The organism is Tenacibaculum sp. Bg11-29 (assembly GCF_002836595.1).
Lineage (GTDB): Bacteria > Bacteroidota > Bacteroidia > Flavobacteriales > Flavobacteriaceae > Polaribacter.
This window is the reverse complement of the sequence record NZ_PJBB01000003.1, coordinates 818,262-834,288: the sequence shown is the minus strand read 5'-3', so window position 1 is coordinate 834,288 and position 16,027 is coordinate 818,262. Positions and strand designations below refer to the sequence as shown.

6 protein-coding genes are annotated in these 16,027 nt (G+C 34.4%); all 6 read left to right on the top strand.

From position 1 onward, the window contains the following. Positions 1-89 precede the first annotated feature (89 nt). The 6 genes from CXF68_RS03780 to CXF68_RS03755 all read left to right on the top strand — a co-directional run bounded on the left by CXF68_RS03780 (position 90) and on the right by CXF68_RS03755 (position 15,983). Complete coding sequence (locus tag CXF68_RS03780; RefSeq protein WP_101043035.1) at positions 90-3,473, top strand: GEVED domain-containing protein; 3,384 nt, start codon at positions 90-92, stop codon at positions 3,471-3,473. A 213-nt stretch (positions 3,474-3,686) separates the two neighbouring features. Further along, positions 3,687-7,148 (top strand): M4 family metallopeptidase, encoded by a 3,462-nt coding sequence (locus tag CXF68_RS03775; protein WP_101043034.1) that lies wholly within the window; start codon positions 3,687-3,689, stop codon positions 7,146-7,148. 208 nt (positions 7,149-7,356) lie between these two features. Beyond that, on the top strand, positions 7,357-7,575 hold the full coding sequence (locus tag CXF68_RS03770; RefSeq protein WP_101043033.1) for a hypothetical protein: 219 nt from the start codon (positions 7,357-7,359) through the stop codon (positions 7,573-7,575). Positions 7,576-7,652: 77 nt separating this feature from the next. Next, positions 7,653-11,903, top strand: a complete 4,251-nt coding sequence (locus tag CXF68_RS03765) for a GEVED domain-containing protein (protein WP_101043032.1) — start codon at positions 7,653-7,655, stop codon at positions 11,901-11,903. A gap of 237 nt (positions 11,904-12,140) precedes the next feature. After that, positions 12,141-12,359: a hypothetical protein gene (locus CXF68_RS03760; RefSeq protein WP_101043031.1), complete on the top strand. Its 219-nt coding sequence runs from the start codon at positions 12,141-12,143 to the stop codon at positions 12,357-12,359. A gap of 78 nt (positions 12,360-12,437) precedes the next feature. Continuing rightward, entirely contained in the window at positions 12,438-15,983 is a 3,546-nt protein-coding gene (locus CXF68_RS03755) for a GEVED domain-containing protein (RefSeq protein ID WP_101043030.1), read from the top strand. Positions 15,984-16,027: the final 44 nt, after the last annotated feature.

Below are 16,027 nucleotides of genomic sequence, written 5' to 3'. Positions count from 1 at the left end.
TATCTATATTTGAGCGGTAAATGATAAAATATTAATATTTTATTTAATGAAAATCGTTTATTTAAATTAACTAATTATAGCCTTCAAAAATGAAAAACAAGTATTTTAAAAGTCTTGTACTGGCAAGTGTTGTCTTAGGATTAAACTTTCAAACACAAGCTCAAGACAAAAGAGAAGTAGCGCAAATTCGTAGTAAATACAATTTGACTAAACTTCAAGAAATTAAAGGAAACTTTCAAAAAATTACCAAAACAGAAAAAGAACAAGCTATGCGAATAGCTAAACAGAAAGGTTGGGAAACGAAGTTTACTACCAAAGATGGGCGTATGCTTGAATTACAAAGAGTGGTAAATGGAAAACCAATTTATTACACAACCTTTAATGTAGCTGCTGCAAAATCAACTAGAACAAATCACTTGAATTCTGGAGGTTCTTTAGGCTTAAATTTAATGGGACAAGGTATGACTGCTCACGTTTGGGATGGAGGTTTAGCAAGAACTACACACCAAGAGTATGATGGAGCGGGGGGAAATAACCGTTTTTCTATTGGTGATGGTACTACAGCTAAACATTTCCATGCAGCTCACGTTGCAGGAACGATAATCTCTTCAGGTGTAAAAGCAAATGCGAAAGGGATGGCACCTCATTCTAAAGCAGTTGGCTATGATTGGAATAACGATAAAACTGAAGCTACAACAGCAGCCTCTAATGGTATGTTAATTTCTAATCATTCGTATGGTTATGCAGCTAGAAATCAACAAGGTCAGGTACAATTGCCTCAACATTATTTTGGAGGATATATAACAGAGTCTCGTGCATGGGATGAGATAATGTTTAATGCGCCAAATTATTTAATGGTGGTTGCTGCAGGTAACGATGGTAACGATAATACAGCAAATAACAACCCAACAGGAGGTTCAGGTTTCGACAAGTTAACAGGGCATTCTGTTTCAAAAAACAATTTAGTAGTTGCAAATGCGCAAGATGCTAATGTTGATGCTAGTGGGAATTTAGTTTCTGTATCTATTAATAGTTCAAGTAGTGAAGGGCCAACAGATGATTTTAGAATAAAACCAGATATTACAGGTAATGGTACTGGAGTATATTCTACTTATGAAAGTAGTGATACGGCTTATAATTCAATTACGGGTACCTCAATGGCATCACCAAATGTTGCAGGATCTTTAATTTTATTACAACAACATCATAAAAATTTAAATAGTGGTAGTTTTATGAAAGCAGCTACCTTAAAAGGATTAGCGTTACATACGGCAGATGATGCAGGAGTATCTGGACCAGACGCTGTTTTTGGTTGGGGATTATTGCATACAAAAAGAGCTGCAGAAGCAATTACAAATAAAGGAAATCAATCTAAAATTGAAGAGTTAACATTAACATCAGGTCAAACATATACAATTACTGTTGATTCTGACGGAACAAATCCGTTATTAGCTTCTATTTCTTGGACAGACAGACCTGGTGCAGCAAACACAACAGTAAATTCTACGACACCAGTATTGGTAAATGATTTAGATATAAGAGTATCTAAATCAGGAACAACATTTTTACCATATGAATTAACAGGAGCAACAACCAATACAAAAAGAGATAATAATGTAGATCCTTTTGAAAGAGTTGATGTAGCCAATGCTTCAGGAACGTATACTATTACAGTAACACACAAAGGAAGTTTAACAGGCGGAAGTCAAAATTACAGCTTAATTGTAACAGGTTTAACAGGTACAGCAGTAGTTTGTAATGCAACTGTACCAACAGGAGTTTCAACAACAAGTGTAACAGCAACAGGAGCTTCGGTAAACTGGTCAGCAGTTTCAGGAGCAACCTATGATGTAAGATATAAAGCGGTTTCAGCTTCATCTTGGTTAACAAGTGCAGTTTCAACAACAACAAAAGCTTTAAGTGGTTTATCAGCAGCAACACAATACGAAGTACAAGTACGAAGTAAATGTTCATCAGGAAATTCTTCTTATAGTGCATCTGTAAATTTTACTACGCCAGCCGTATCTATAAGCTACTGTACTTCAAAAGGAGCCAGCGTAAATGATGAATACATTCAAAAAGTAGTTTTAGGAACAATAAGTAATACATCAACAGGTGGAAATGGATATTCAGATTACACTTCAATTTCTACTGATTTAACAAAAGGGGATTCAAACACAATAACAATTACGCCAAAATGGACAGGAACAGTTTATAGTGAAGGGTATGGAGTTTGGATTGATTATAACCAAGATGGAGATTTTTCAGATGCAGGCGAAACAGTTTGGACAAAAGCAAAATCAAAAACAACGCCAGTAAGTGGAACATTCACAGTACCATCTTCAGCAGTAAGTGGAGCAACAAGAATGCGTGTGGTATTAAAGTATGATGCAACACCAACAGCCTGTGAAGCATCTATTCAGTACGGAGAGGTAGAAGATTATACAGTTGTAATAGGGTCATCACAAGCAGATACTACTGCGCCAAGTGCGCCAAGTAGTGCTTCAGCATCAAGCGTAACACAAACTAGCTTAACATTAAGCTGGTCAGCTTCTACAGATAATGTAGCAGTAACAGAATATGATGTTTATCAAGGGGCAACAAAAATAGGATCTACGGCTAATACTACAATGAATGTTACAGGATTAACAGCTGCAACAGGCTATACTTTTTCAGTAAAAGCAAAAGATGCAGCAGGAAATGTATCATCGTCAAGTAATACAGTAAATGTAACAACCTTATCAAACGCAGTTTCTTATTGTGCATCAAAAGGGAGTAGAGTTACTTACGAGTGGATTGATTATGTAGCATTCGGAGGAATGACCAATACAACAGCAGCAAACGGAGGATATGGAGATTTCACCTCAAAAGTAGCTACGGTAGCATTAGGAAGTACCAATCAATTAGTTTTAAGTGCAGGGTTTTCAGGAACAGCATATAACGAGCACTTTACAGTTTGGATTGATTACAACCAAGATGGAGATTTTACAGATGCAGGTGAGCAAATTGCTACAGGTAACTCATCAAGTGCAACAAATAGAATAACAGATATTGTGATTCCATCAAATGGAACTTTAGGACAAACAAGAATGCGTGTTTCAATGAAATACAATGCAGCAGCAACTTCTTGTGAAGCTAATTTAGGAGATGGAGAAGTAGAAGATTATACGGTTAACATAACAGCGGCAACTGTAAATACAATAACAACAGCAATATCAGGAGAAACCATTAAAAGTCAAAAAAGCATAGACTTAGTGGCGTATCCAAATCCATCAGTAGATTTTATACAAGTTAAGTTGGCATCTCAGTCAACAAAAATGACTTATAAGATTGTAAATGTAATCGGAAGTATTGTGCAATCTGGTCATTTAGGTTCTTCTAGTATAAATGTATCTAATTTAAACACAGGAATGTATGTTTTAGAAGTTAATGATGGTCAAAAAGTATTGACAACTAAGCTTTTAAAGAAGTAGTAAGTTAAAAAATAAATTATTTTTTTAAAACTCGCTAACCCCAGTAATTTACTGAGTTTAGCGAGTATTTTTTTTGCGGAAAATATACTGATTGCGTATATTGATTATGAATTCCTTATTTTTTTATTATATTTGCGTTGTAAATGATAAAATATTAATATTTTTTTAATAAAAATATCATTTATCATAATTAACTAATTAAACCCTTCAAAAATGAAACACAAGTACTTTAAAAAAGTCGTGTTGTCATCTATTTTACTTGCAGGAGCTCTTACAGTGAGCGCACAAGAAAGTAGAGGACTGAAACACATTGAATTTAACAAAACTTCAAGAACCTCTTTACAAAGAGCACCAGAATTAATTCGAGAAAAGTTGAAATTATCAGTAAATGATAATCTACAAAAAATCAAAACTCAAACTGATGATTTAGGTTTCACTCACGAAAAATTCCAACAAAAATTTAAAGGAGTAAAAGTTGAATTTGGAACTTATACAGCGCATGCAAAAAATAGTATATTAAAAACTATGGACGGTGAGTTGTATGATGTTGGTAAAGTAAATGTTATACCAAGGTTATCTAAACAAGCAGCTTTTAGAAAAGCAATAGCTCACACAGGAGCTCAAAAGTACCTTTGGGAGCTTCCGAAAGAAGCAAAAAATTTAGGAAACTATAAAAAACCAGAAGGAGAGCTATTAATTCTTCCGAGAGAAGTTATAGGAACAAAAACAGCAAGATTAGCATATAAATTTGATATTTATACTGTAAAACCTCTAAGTAGAGGAGATTTGTATATAGATGCTCATACTGGTGAGGCTTTGTTTTTTAATGCTATAATTAAGCATTTAGATGAGCATGCACATTCTTCTAAAAATTTGGGAGCAGTTAGTGATTTAACAGCAAAATTTACAGAAGCTCTTGCTGTTGGTAATGCAGCTACGAGATATAGTGGTAACAGATCTATAACAACTAGAATTGTAGGTAGTAATTATGTATTAAGAGATAACACTAGAGGTGGTGGAGTTAATACTTATAATAGTGGAGGTCAATCGAGTTACCCAACGACAAATTTTACAGATTCAGATAACAATTGGACTGCAGCTGAATTTCACAATTCAGCAAAAGATGATGCAGCTTTAGATGCACATTGGGGTGCTGAAATGACTTATGATTATTTTCAAACGAAACACAATCGAAATAGTTATGATGGATCAGGAGCAGCAATAAACAGTTATGTTCATTATGGTGCTAGTTATGATAATGCATTCTGGAATGGATCTGTAATGACTTATGGTGATGGATCATCAAACGGAAGTGAAGGAAACGGGTCTTTCGATGCTTTAACTTCTATTGATGTTGCAGCTCATGAAATAGGTCATGCTATTTGTTCTAATACAGCAAACTTAGCATACCAAAGAGAGTCAGGAGGATTGAATGAAGGATTTTCTGATGTTTGGGCAGCTGTTGTTGAGCACTTCGCTAAAGGAAACGGAAATGATTTAGCCCCAGATGCATCTGTATGGTTAATTGGAGATGAAATAGATAGACGTAGTGGTTCTTCAGCTTTACGTTCTATGAGTAATCCTAAGGATAGAAACCAACCAGATACGTATGGGGGTACAAATTGGAAAGAACCTAATTGTGGTACTCCAACGAGAGCTAATGATTATTGTGGGGTACATACAAACTCAGGAGTCTTAAATCATTGGTTTTATTTATTAACAGTAGGTGGTTCTGGAACTAATGATATGAATAATGCATTTAATGTTGCTGCAATCGGAATGATAAAATCAGCTAAAATTACTTACCGTTTAGAGGCTAACTATTTATCAGCTAATTCTACTTATGCAAATGCAAGAACAGGAGCTATTACAGCAGCTGAAGATTTATATGGAGCAAACAGTAATGAGGTAAAATCTGTTACAAATGCATGGCATGCAGTAGGAGTTGGAGCAGCGTATGTAGAAACTTGTGCTTTAGCAGCACCAGCTAACTTTTCTGGGTCTAGTATAAATGATAATGGATTTACTTTAACATGGTCAGCAGTTTCTGGAGCAACTTCTTATGAAGTAACAGCAAATGGAGTAACAAGTACAGTAAACGGAACATCTAAGGTGATTGCCGGTTTAACAGCGGGTACAGCTTATGCTTGTACAGTCAGTGCTACTTGTACATCAGGTGGTAACGGAAATGTTTCTAATGTATCAGTTACAACAACAGGTACAACTCCTATAAGCTACTGTACTTCAAAAGGAGCCAGCGTAAATGATGAATACATTCAAAAAGTAGTTTTAGGAACAATAAGTAATACATCAACAGGTGGAAATGGATATTCAGATTACACTTCAATTTCTACTGATTTAACAAAAGGGGATTCAAACACAATAACAATTACGCCAAAATGGACAGGAACAGTTTATAGTGAAGGGTATGGAGTTTGGATTGATTATAACCAAGATGGAGATTTTTCAGATGCAGGCGAAACAGTTTGGACAAAAGCAAAATCAAAAACAACGCCAGTAAGTGGAACATTCACAGTACCATCTTCAGCAGTAAGTGGAGCAACAAGAATGCGTGTGGTATTAAAGTATGATGCAACACCAACAGCCTGTGAAGCATCTATTCAGTACGGAGAGGTAGAAGATTATACAGTTGTAATAGGGTCATCACAAGCAGATACTACTGCGCCAAGTGCGCCAAGTAGTGCTTCAGCATCAAGCGTAACACAAATTAGCTTAACATTAAGCTGGTCAGCTTCTACAGATAATGTAGCAGTAACAGAATATGATGTTTACCAAGGAGCAACAAAAATTGGGTCTACGGCTAATACTACAATGAATGTTACAGGATTAACAGCTGCAACAGGTTATGCTTTTTCAGTAAAAGCAAAAGATGCTGTTGGAAATGTATCATTGTCAAGTAATACAGTAAATGTAACAACTTTATCAAACGCAGTTTCTTATTGTGCATCAAAAGGAAGTAGAGTTACTTATGAATGGATTGATTATGTAGCATTCGGAGGAATGACCAATACAACAGTAGCTAATGGAGGATATGGAGATTTCACTTCAAAAGTAGCTACGGTAGCATTAGGAAGTACCAATCAATTAGTTTTAAGTGCAGGGTTTTCAGGAACAGCATATAACGAGCACTTTACAGTTTGGATTGATTACAACCAAGATGGAGATTTTACAGATGCAGGTGAGCAGATTACTACAGGTAACTCATCAAGTGCAACAAATAGAATAACAGATGTTGTTATTCCATCAACAGCAACTTTAGGACAAACAAGAATGCGCGTTTCAATGAAATACAATGCAGCAGCAACTTCTTGTGAAGCTAATTTAGGAGATGGAGAAGTAGAAGATTATACGGTTAACATAACAGCAGCAACTGTAAATACAATAACAACAGCAATATCAGGAGAAACCATTAAAAGTCAAAAAAGCATAGATTTAATGGCATATCCAAATCCATCAGTAGATTTTATACAAGTTAAGTTGGCGTCTCAGTCAACAAAAATGACTTATAAGATTGTAAATGTAATCGGAAGCATTGTGCAATCTGGTCATTTAGATTCTTCTAGTATAAACGTATCTAATTTAAATACAGGAATGTATATTTTAGAAGTTAACGATGGTCAAAAAGTATTGACAACTAAGCTTTTAAAGAAGTGAAAATAAAAAAATAAATTATTTTTTTAAAACTCGCTAACCCCAGTAATTTACTGGGTTTAACGAGTTTTTTTTATGGAAAAAATCAATGGTCTTGTTTTTTTTAATTATGAATTTCTTGTTTTTTGCATATATTCGCATCATAAATGATAAAATATTGGCATTATTTTTAATGAAATATCATTTAATTAACTAACTTATACCCTTCGAAATGAAAAAAAAGTACTTAAAAAATTTTGTATTGGCAAGTGTTGTCTTAGGATTAAATATCCAAACACAAGCTCAAGACAAAAATGAAGTAGCGCAAATTTGTAGTCGATACAATTTTACGAAACTTCAGGAAACTAAAGGAAACTTAAATATAGGAGTGTATATCTTAGAAGTTAACGACGGTGAAAAAGTATTTACTATTAAGTTGTTAAAAAAATAAGAATCTATTTACTAATTAATAAATAGTAGGATGAGAAAAAGTTTCTCATCCTATGTTTATTTTAATACACCCTTTACATGAATAAAAGAATAAAATTATTAGCAGGTGGTTTATCCATTGCTTTAATCTCAGTTGTTGGATCTGGTTATTTATCAGATTATACAGGTTCTAAAAAAATAGAAGAACAACGAAAAAAGCATGCTGAATTTTTAAAAAACAGCCCTTACAAAGAATCTCTTACTTGGGATAAGAAAACAAGAAAACTAAAAGGTTTACCACCAAATAGATATTTTGAACAAATGTGGGAATTGTCAATTGACCCTGCAACAGGAAGGTTAGATGACGGAAAAATAACAAAAGTTCGTGAAGATTTAATAAATAAAAGAATCAGTAGAAGAAGTCCTGGAGAAGAAGGTAATTCTTGGGTAGAAAGAGGGCCGAATAATATTGGTGGTCGTACAAGAGTAATTTTATTTGACCCTAATGATGCAACAAATAACATTGTATATGCAGGTGGTGTAAGTGGTGGATTATGGAGAAACACAAATATAAGTAATGCCAATTCAGAATGGGCACGAGTAGAAGGTGTACCAGGAAACTTATCAGTAACATCTATTTCTGTAGACCCAAGAAATTCGAATACTTGGTATATTGGAACAGGTGAACAATACACTGCAGGAGATGTAGTTGGTAGTGGTGTTTATGTAAGTACTAATGGAGGTACAACATGGAATTCTTTAACAATTGCACCAGCAGGAGGAGGAGATATAACTCATAATGCAAGTAATATATTTCTTTCAGGAATTCATTTTGTAAATGATATTGTTGCTTGGGATAACGGAGCATCAACTGAACTATATGTTGCTGTTGGAGCTCATGTTTATGGAGATGCAGCAAGTCCTAAAAATTGGTTAGGATTACAGTCAGCAGGATTGTATCGTTCTACAGATGCTGGACTAACTTGGAGTAGAATTGAAACTGCAAGTATGAGACATACTTTTAGCGGAAACAATTATTATTACATACCTAATGATTTAGAAGTAAGTGCTAATAATACTCTTTGGATGGGAACAATTAAGTCTTCTTTACCTTCTGACAACGGAGGAGGTAGGCTATTTAGTTCTACTAATGGGGCTACTTGGACAGAAGCAGCAGCTTCTCCATTAACAGAATCTAATAGAGTTGAAATTGAACCATCTGCTACAAACGGTAATAAATTATACGTTTTAGCACAAGGAACAACTGAAGCAACACCTGTACGTATTTTTAAAACTACAAACGGATTTACTTCTGTAACAACATCTAGTCTTCCTAATGATGCAGATACTGGAATTGCTGCTAACGATTTTTGTCGTGGACAAGCATTTTATGATTTAGTAATTGAAGCAGATCCATCAAATGATGATGTATTATATGTTGGAGGTATTGATTTATTTAAATCTACTAACGGAGCCTCTTCTTGGTCGCAATTATCACACTGGTATGGAGGATTTGGACAAGCAAATAATGTACATGCAGATCAGCACTCTATTGCTTTTGGTAATAACTCATCTTCAAAAATTTTATTTGGAAATGATGGAGGTGTATATTATTCAGGTAATTCAGGGACAGCTATTTCTTCAAGAAATAGAGGGTATAATGTAACTCAGTTTGTAAAAGCAGCTATTGGCCCTGATGGAGCAGGAGATGTCTCAGGTATTTTTACTGCAGGAGCTCAAGATAATGGTACGCAAGGATTTAGAAATGCAGTTGCAGGAATTAACAGTTCTACAGAAGTATCTGGAGGTGATGGTTTTTATACTTTTATAGATAAAGATGGTGAGTATATGATTGCAACTTATGTAAACAATGTAATACATCGTTTTAACTTGCCTTGGAATGGAGTAAGTAAAATGCAAGGAGGATCAACTAGTTTATTAAATGATCAAGCTTCGGGAGATTTTGTAAACCCAATGGATTATGATAGTGATGCAAATCGTTTATTAACTAATGCATCTACTAGTACTGCTAAATCTATAAAAAGTATTAATGTTGCTGCTAATACAAAAGGAAACATAACAAATGCTTTATTAACGGCAAAACCAACAGCTTTTAGAGCCTCTCCTTTTGCAAATAACACATGGTATGTTGGTTTAGCTAATGGAAATTTAGTGAAGTTAACAGGTGTTACAAATTCAAGTGCTACTTGGACAGATGTTGTAACTCCATTTGTAGGATCTATTTCTTCAGTACGATATGGAGCAACAGCAAATGATATTTTTGTAACCATTCATAATTATGGTGTAACAAGTGTTTGGGCAACTTCAGATGCAGGTGCTAACTGGGTAAATAAAGAAGGAAATTTACCAAATATACCTGTAAGAGACTTTTTACAGAACCCATTAAGTAGAAACGAAGCAATTGTTGCAACTCAATTAGGTGTTTGGTCTACATCAAACTTTAATGCAGCAACCCCAACTTGGTCACAAGCATATAATGGTATGAGTGATGTTAGTGTTACTTCTTTTGATTATTGGAATGTTAACGGAGATCATACTCAGAATAAAATTATAGCTTCTACATATGGTCGTGGAGTTTTTACAGGTGAATTTACAGCAAATGTAGTTGCAGATACTGAGGCACCAACAGCAGCCGCTAGCTTAGCGGCTTCAAGTATTACAGCTTCATCTTTAACTTTAAATTGGACAGCAGCTTCAGATAATGTAGCAGTTACTGGGTATGATGTGTATCAAGGAACTACTAAATTAGGAACTGCTACAGGAACTTCATATAATGTTACAGGTTTAACAGCAAGTACAGCATATACTTTTTCAGTAAAAGCAAAAGATGCTGCAGGTAATGTATCATCAGCAAGTAATATAGCAAATGTAACTACACCAGTAGTAACTATTAGCTATTGTACTTCAAAAGGAGCAAGTGTAAATGACGAATATATTCAAAAAGTAGTTTTAGGAACTATAAGTAATACATCAACAGGTGGAAATGGATATTCAGATTACACTTCGGTTTCTACTGATTTAACAAAAGGAGCATCAAATACGATTACAATTACCCCAAAATGGACAGGAACAGTTTATAGTGAAGGGTATGGAGTTTGGATTGATTATAACCAAGATGGAGATTTTTCAGATGCAGGTGAAACTGTTTGGACAAAAGCAAAATCAAAAACAACGCCAGTAAATGGAGCATTCACAGTACCATCTTCAGCAGTAAGTGGAGCAACAAGAATGCGTGTGGTATTAAAGTATGATGCAACACCAACAGCCTGTGAAGCATCTATTCAGTACGGAGAGGTAGAAGATTATACAGTTGTAATAGGGTCATCACAAGCAGATACTACTGCGCCAAGTGCGCCAAGTAGTGCTTCAGCAACAAGTGTAGCTCAAACTACATTAACATTAAACTGGTCAACATCTACAGATAATGTAGCTGTAACAGAGTATGATGTTTATCAAGGGGCAACAAAATTAGGTTCTACAGCAAATACTACAATGAATGTTACAGGGTTAACTGCTGCAACAGGTTATACTTTTTCAGTAAAAGCAAAAGATGCTGCAGGAAATGTATCATCGTCAAGTAATACTATAAACGCAACAACTTTAGCTGTTCCAGTTTCTTATTGTGCATCAAAAGGAAGTAGAGTTACTTATGAATGGATTGATTATGTAGCATTCGGAGGAATGACCAATACAACAGCAGCAAATGGAGGATATGGAGATTTCACTTCAAAAGTAGCAACGGTAGCATTAGGAAGTACCAATCAATTAGTTTTAAGTGCAGGGTTTTCAAATACAGCTTATAACGAGCACTTTACAGTTTGGATTGATTATAACAAAGATGGAGATTTTACAGATGCAGGTGAGCAGGTTACTACAGGTAACTCATCAAGTGCAACAAATAGAATAACAGATGTTGTTATTCCATCAAATGCAACTTTAGGACAAACAAGAATGCGTGTTTCAATGAAGTACAATGCAGCAGCAACTTCTTGTGAAAGCTTTGGAGATGGTGAAGTAGAAGACTATACTGTTAACATAATAGCAACACCAGTAGTTGCTGTAGCAGCTGTGTCAGGAGAAACTATTAAAAGTCAAGAAAGTTTAGACTTAAAAGCATATCCTAACCCATCTGTAGATTTTGTACAAGTTAAGTTAGCATCTAAGTCAGCTAATATGTCTTATAAAATCGTAAATGTAATTGGAAGTGTTGTACAATCTGGTCATTTAGATTCTTCTAGTATAAGCGTATCTAGTTTAAAAACAGGAGTATACATTTTAGAAGTTAACGATGGTCAAAAAGTATTGACAATGAAACTTTTAAAGAAGTAAAAATAAAAAAATAAATTATTTTTTTAAAACTCGCTAACCCCAGTAATTTACTGGGTTTAACGAGTTTTTTTTTATGGAAAAATCATTGGTCTTGTTTTTTTTAATTATGAATTTCTTGTTTTTTGTGTGTATTCGTATAATAAGTGATAAAATATTGCGTTATTTTCAATGAAATATTGCATTATTTTCAATGAAATATCAATAAATCAATTAATTAACTAATTTATACCCTTCGAAATGAAAAACAAGTATTTGAAAAGTTTTGTATTGGCAAGTGTTGTCTTAGGATTAAATATCCAAACACAAGCTCAAGACAAAAATGAAGTAGCGCAAATTTGTAGTCGATACAATTTTACGAAACTTCAGGAGACTAAAGGAAACTTAAATATAGGAGTGTATATCTTAGAAGTTAACGACGGTGAAAAAGTATTTACTATTAAGTTGTTAAAAAAATAAGAATCTAATTACTAATTAATGAATAGTAGGATAAGAAAAAGTTTCTCATCCTATTGTTTATTTTAATACACCCTTTATATGAATAAAAGAATAAAATTATTAGCAGGAGGTTTGTCCATTGCTTTAATCTCAGTTGTTGGATCTGGTTATTTATCAGATTATACAGGTTCTAAAAAAATAGAAGAACAACGAAAAAAGCACGCTGAATTTTTAAAAAACAGCCCTTACAAAGAATCTCTTACTTGGGATAAGAAAACAAGAAAACTAAAAGGTTTACCACCAAATAGATATTTTGAACAAATGTGGGAATTGTCAATTGACCCTGCAACAGGAAGGTTAGATGACGGAAAAATAACAAAAGTTCGTGAAGATTTAATAAATAAAAGAATCAGTAGAAGAAGTCCTGGAGAAGAAGGTAATTCTTGGGTAGAAAGAGGGCCGAATAATATTGGTGGTCGTACAAGAGTAATTTTATTTGACCCTAATGATGCAACAAATAACATTGTATATGCAGGTGGTGTAAGTGGTGGATTATGGAGAAACACAAATATAAGTAATGCCAATTCAGAATGGGCACGAGTAGAAGGTGTACCAGGAAACTTATCAGTAACATCTATTTCTGTAGACCCAAGAAATTCGAATACTTGGTATATTGGAACAGGTGAACAATACACTGCAGGAGATGTAGTTGGTAGTGGTGTTTATGTAAGTACTAATGCGGGTACAACATGGAATTCTTTAATAATTCCACCAGCAGGAGGAGGAGATATAACTTATAATGAAAGTAATATATTTCTTTCAGGAATTCATTTTGTAAATGATATTGTTGCTTGGGATAACGGAGCATCAACTGAACTATATGTTGCTGTTGGAGCTCATCAGTATGGAGATGCAGCAAGTCCTAAAAATTGGTTAGGATTACAGTCAGCAGGATTGTATCGTTCTACAGATGCTGGACTAACTTGGAGTAGAATTGAAACTGCAAGTATGAGACATACTTCAGGTGAAAAAAATTATTATTACATACCTAATGATTTAGAAGTAAGTGCTAATAATACTCTTTGGATGGGAACAATTAAGTCTTCCTTACCTTCTGATAACGGAGGAGGTAGGCTATTTAGTTCTACTAATGGGGCTACTTGGACAGAAGCAGCAGCTTCTCCATTAGTAGATTCAAATAGAGTTGAATTAGAAGTTTCTGGAACTGATGGTAATAAAATTTATGCACTAACACAAGGTGTAGCAAGAAATGCTGCTAATGTAGTAATTAACCCTGTTCATATTTATAAGACAACGAATGCATTTGCGACTGTAAATGAAAAAGCATTACCAAATGATGCAGATACTGGAATTGCTGCGAATGATTTTTGTCGTGGACAAGCGTTTTATGATTTAGTAATTGAAGCAGATCCATCAAATGACGATGTATTATATGTTGGGGGTATTGATTTATTTAAATCTACTAACGGAGCTTCTTCTTGGTCGCAATTATCACACTGGTATGGAGGATTTGGACAAGCAAATAATGTACATGCAGATCAGCACTCTATTGCTTTTGGTAATAACTCATCTTCAAAAATTTTATTTGGAAATGATGGAGGTGTATATTATTCAGGTAATTCAGGGACAGCTATTTCTTCAAGAAATAGAGGGTATAATGTAACTCAGTTTGTAAAAGCAGCTATTGGCCCTGATGGAGCAGGAGATGTCTCAGGTATTTTTACTGCAGGAGCTCAAGATAATGGTACGCAAGGATTTAGAAATGCAGTTGCAGGAATTAACAGTTCTACAGAAGTATCTGGAGGTGATGGTTTTTATACTTTTATAGATAAAGATGGTGAGTATATGATTGCAACTTATGTAAACAATGTAATACATCGTTTTAACTTGCCTTGGAATGGAGTAAGTAAAATGCAAGGAGGATCAACTAGTTTATTAAATGATCAAGCTTCGGGAGATTTTGTAAACCCAATGGATTATGATAGTGATGCAAATCGTTTATTAACTAATGCATCTACTAGTACTGCTAAATCTATAAAAAGTATTAATGTTGCTGCTAATACAAAAGGAAACATAACAAATGCTTTATTAACGGCAAAACCAACAGCTTTTAGAGCCTCTCCTTTTGCAAATAACACATGGTATGTTGGTTTAGCTAATGGAAATTTAGTGAAGTTAACAGGTGTTACAAATTCAAGTGCTACTTGGACAGATGTTGTAACTCCATTTGTAGGATCTATTTCTTCAGTACGATATGGAGCAACAGCAAATGATATTTTTGTAACCATTCATAATTATGGTGTAACAAGTGTTTGGGCAACTTCAGATGCAGGTGCTAACTGGGTAAATAAAGAAGGAAATTTACCAAATATACCTGTAAGAGACTTTTTACAGAACCCATTAAGTAGAAACGAAGCAATTGTTGCAACTCAATTAGGTGTTTGGTCTACATCAAACTTTAATGCAGCAACCCCAACTTGGTCACAAGCATATAATGGTATGAGTGATGTTAGTGTTACTTCTTTTGATTATTGGAATGTTAACGGAGATCATACTCAGAATAAAATTATAGCTTCTACATATGGTCGTGGAGTTTTTACAGGTGAATTTACAGCAAATGTAGTTGCAGATACTGAGGCACCAACAGCAGCCGCTAGCTTAGCGGCTTCAAGTATTACAGCTTCATCTTTAACTTTAAATTGGACAGCAGCTTCAGATAATGTAGCAGTTACTGGGTATGATGTGTATCAAGGAACTACTAAATTAGGAACTGCTACAGGAACTTCATATAATGTTACAGGATTAACAGCTGCAACAGCATATACTTTTTCAGTAAAAACAAAAGGTGCTGTAGGAAATGTATCACCGTCAAGTAATACTATAAATGTAACAACTTTAGCTGTTCCAGTTTCTTATTGTGCATCAAAAGGAAGTAGAGTTACTTATGAATGGATTGATTATGTATCATTCGGAGGAATGACCAATACAACAGCAGCTAATGGAGGATATGGAGATTTCACTTCAAAAGTAGCTACGGTAGCATTAGGAAGTACCAATCAATTAGTTTTAAGTGCAGGGTTTTCAGGAACAGCTTATAACGAGCACTTTACCGTTTGGATTGATTATAACAAAGATGGAGATTTTACAGATGCAGGTGAGCAGATTACTACAGGTAACTCATCAAGTGCAACAAATAGAATAACAGATGTTGTTATTCCATCAAATGCAACTTTAGGACAAACAAGAATGCGTGTTTCAATGAAGTACAATGCAGCAGCAACTTCTTGTGAAAGCTTTGAAGAAGGAGAAGTAGAAGACTATACTGTTAACATAATAGCAACACCAGTAGTTGCTGTAGCAGCTGTGTCAGGAGAAACTATTAAAAGTCAAGAAAGTTTAGACTTAAAAGCATATCCAAATCCATCAGTAGATTTTATACAAGTTAAGTTGGCATCTCAGTCAACAAAAATGACGTATAAGATTGTAAATGTAATCGGAAGCATTGTGCAATCTGGTCATTTAGATTCTTCTAGTATAAACGTATCTAGTTTAAAAACAGGAGTGTACATTTTAGAAGTTAACGATGGTCAAAAGCGATTAACAACTAAATTGATGAAAAAATAATAAGACTTTCTTATTAAATAAATAAAACCCGAGCATTTGCTCGG

Bases quoted from the DNA above. Each gene is read 5' to 3' on its own strand.
- CXF68_RS03780 (WP_101043035.1), top strand. From the start codon at position 90: ATGAAAAACAAGTATTTTAAAAGTCTTGTACTGGCAAGTGTTGTCTTA.
- CXF68_RS03775 (WP_101043034.1), top strand. From the start codon at position 3,687: ATGAAACACAAGTACTTTAAAAAAGTCGTGTTGTCATCTATTTTACTT.
- CXF68_RS03770 (WP_101043033.1), top strand. From the start codon at position 7,357: ATGAAAAAAAAGTACTTAAAAAATTTTGTATTGGCAAGTGTTGTCTTA.
- CXF68_RS03765 (WP_101043032.1), top strand. From the start codon at position 7,653: ATGAATAAAAGAATAAAATTATTAGCAGGTGGTTTATCCATTGCTTTA.
- CXF68_RS03760 (WP_101043031.1), top strand. From the start codon at position 12,141: ATGAAAAACAAGTATTTGAAAAGTTTTGTATTGGCAAGTGTTGTCTTA.
- CXF68_RS03755 (WP_101043030.1), top strand. From the start codon at position 12,438: ATGAATAAAAGAATAAAATTATTAGCAGGAGGTTTGTCCATTGCTTTA.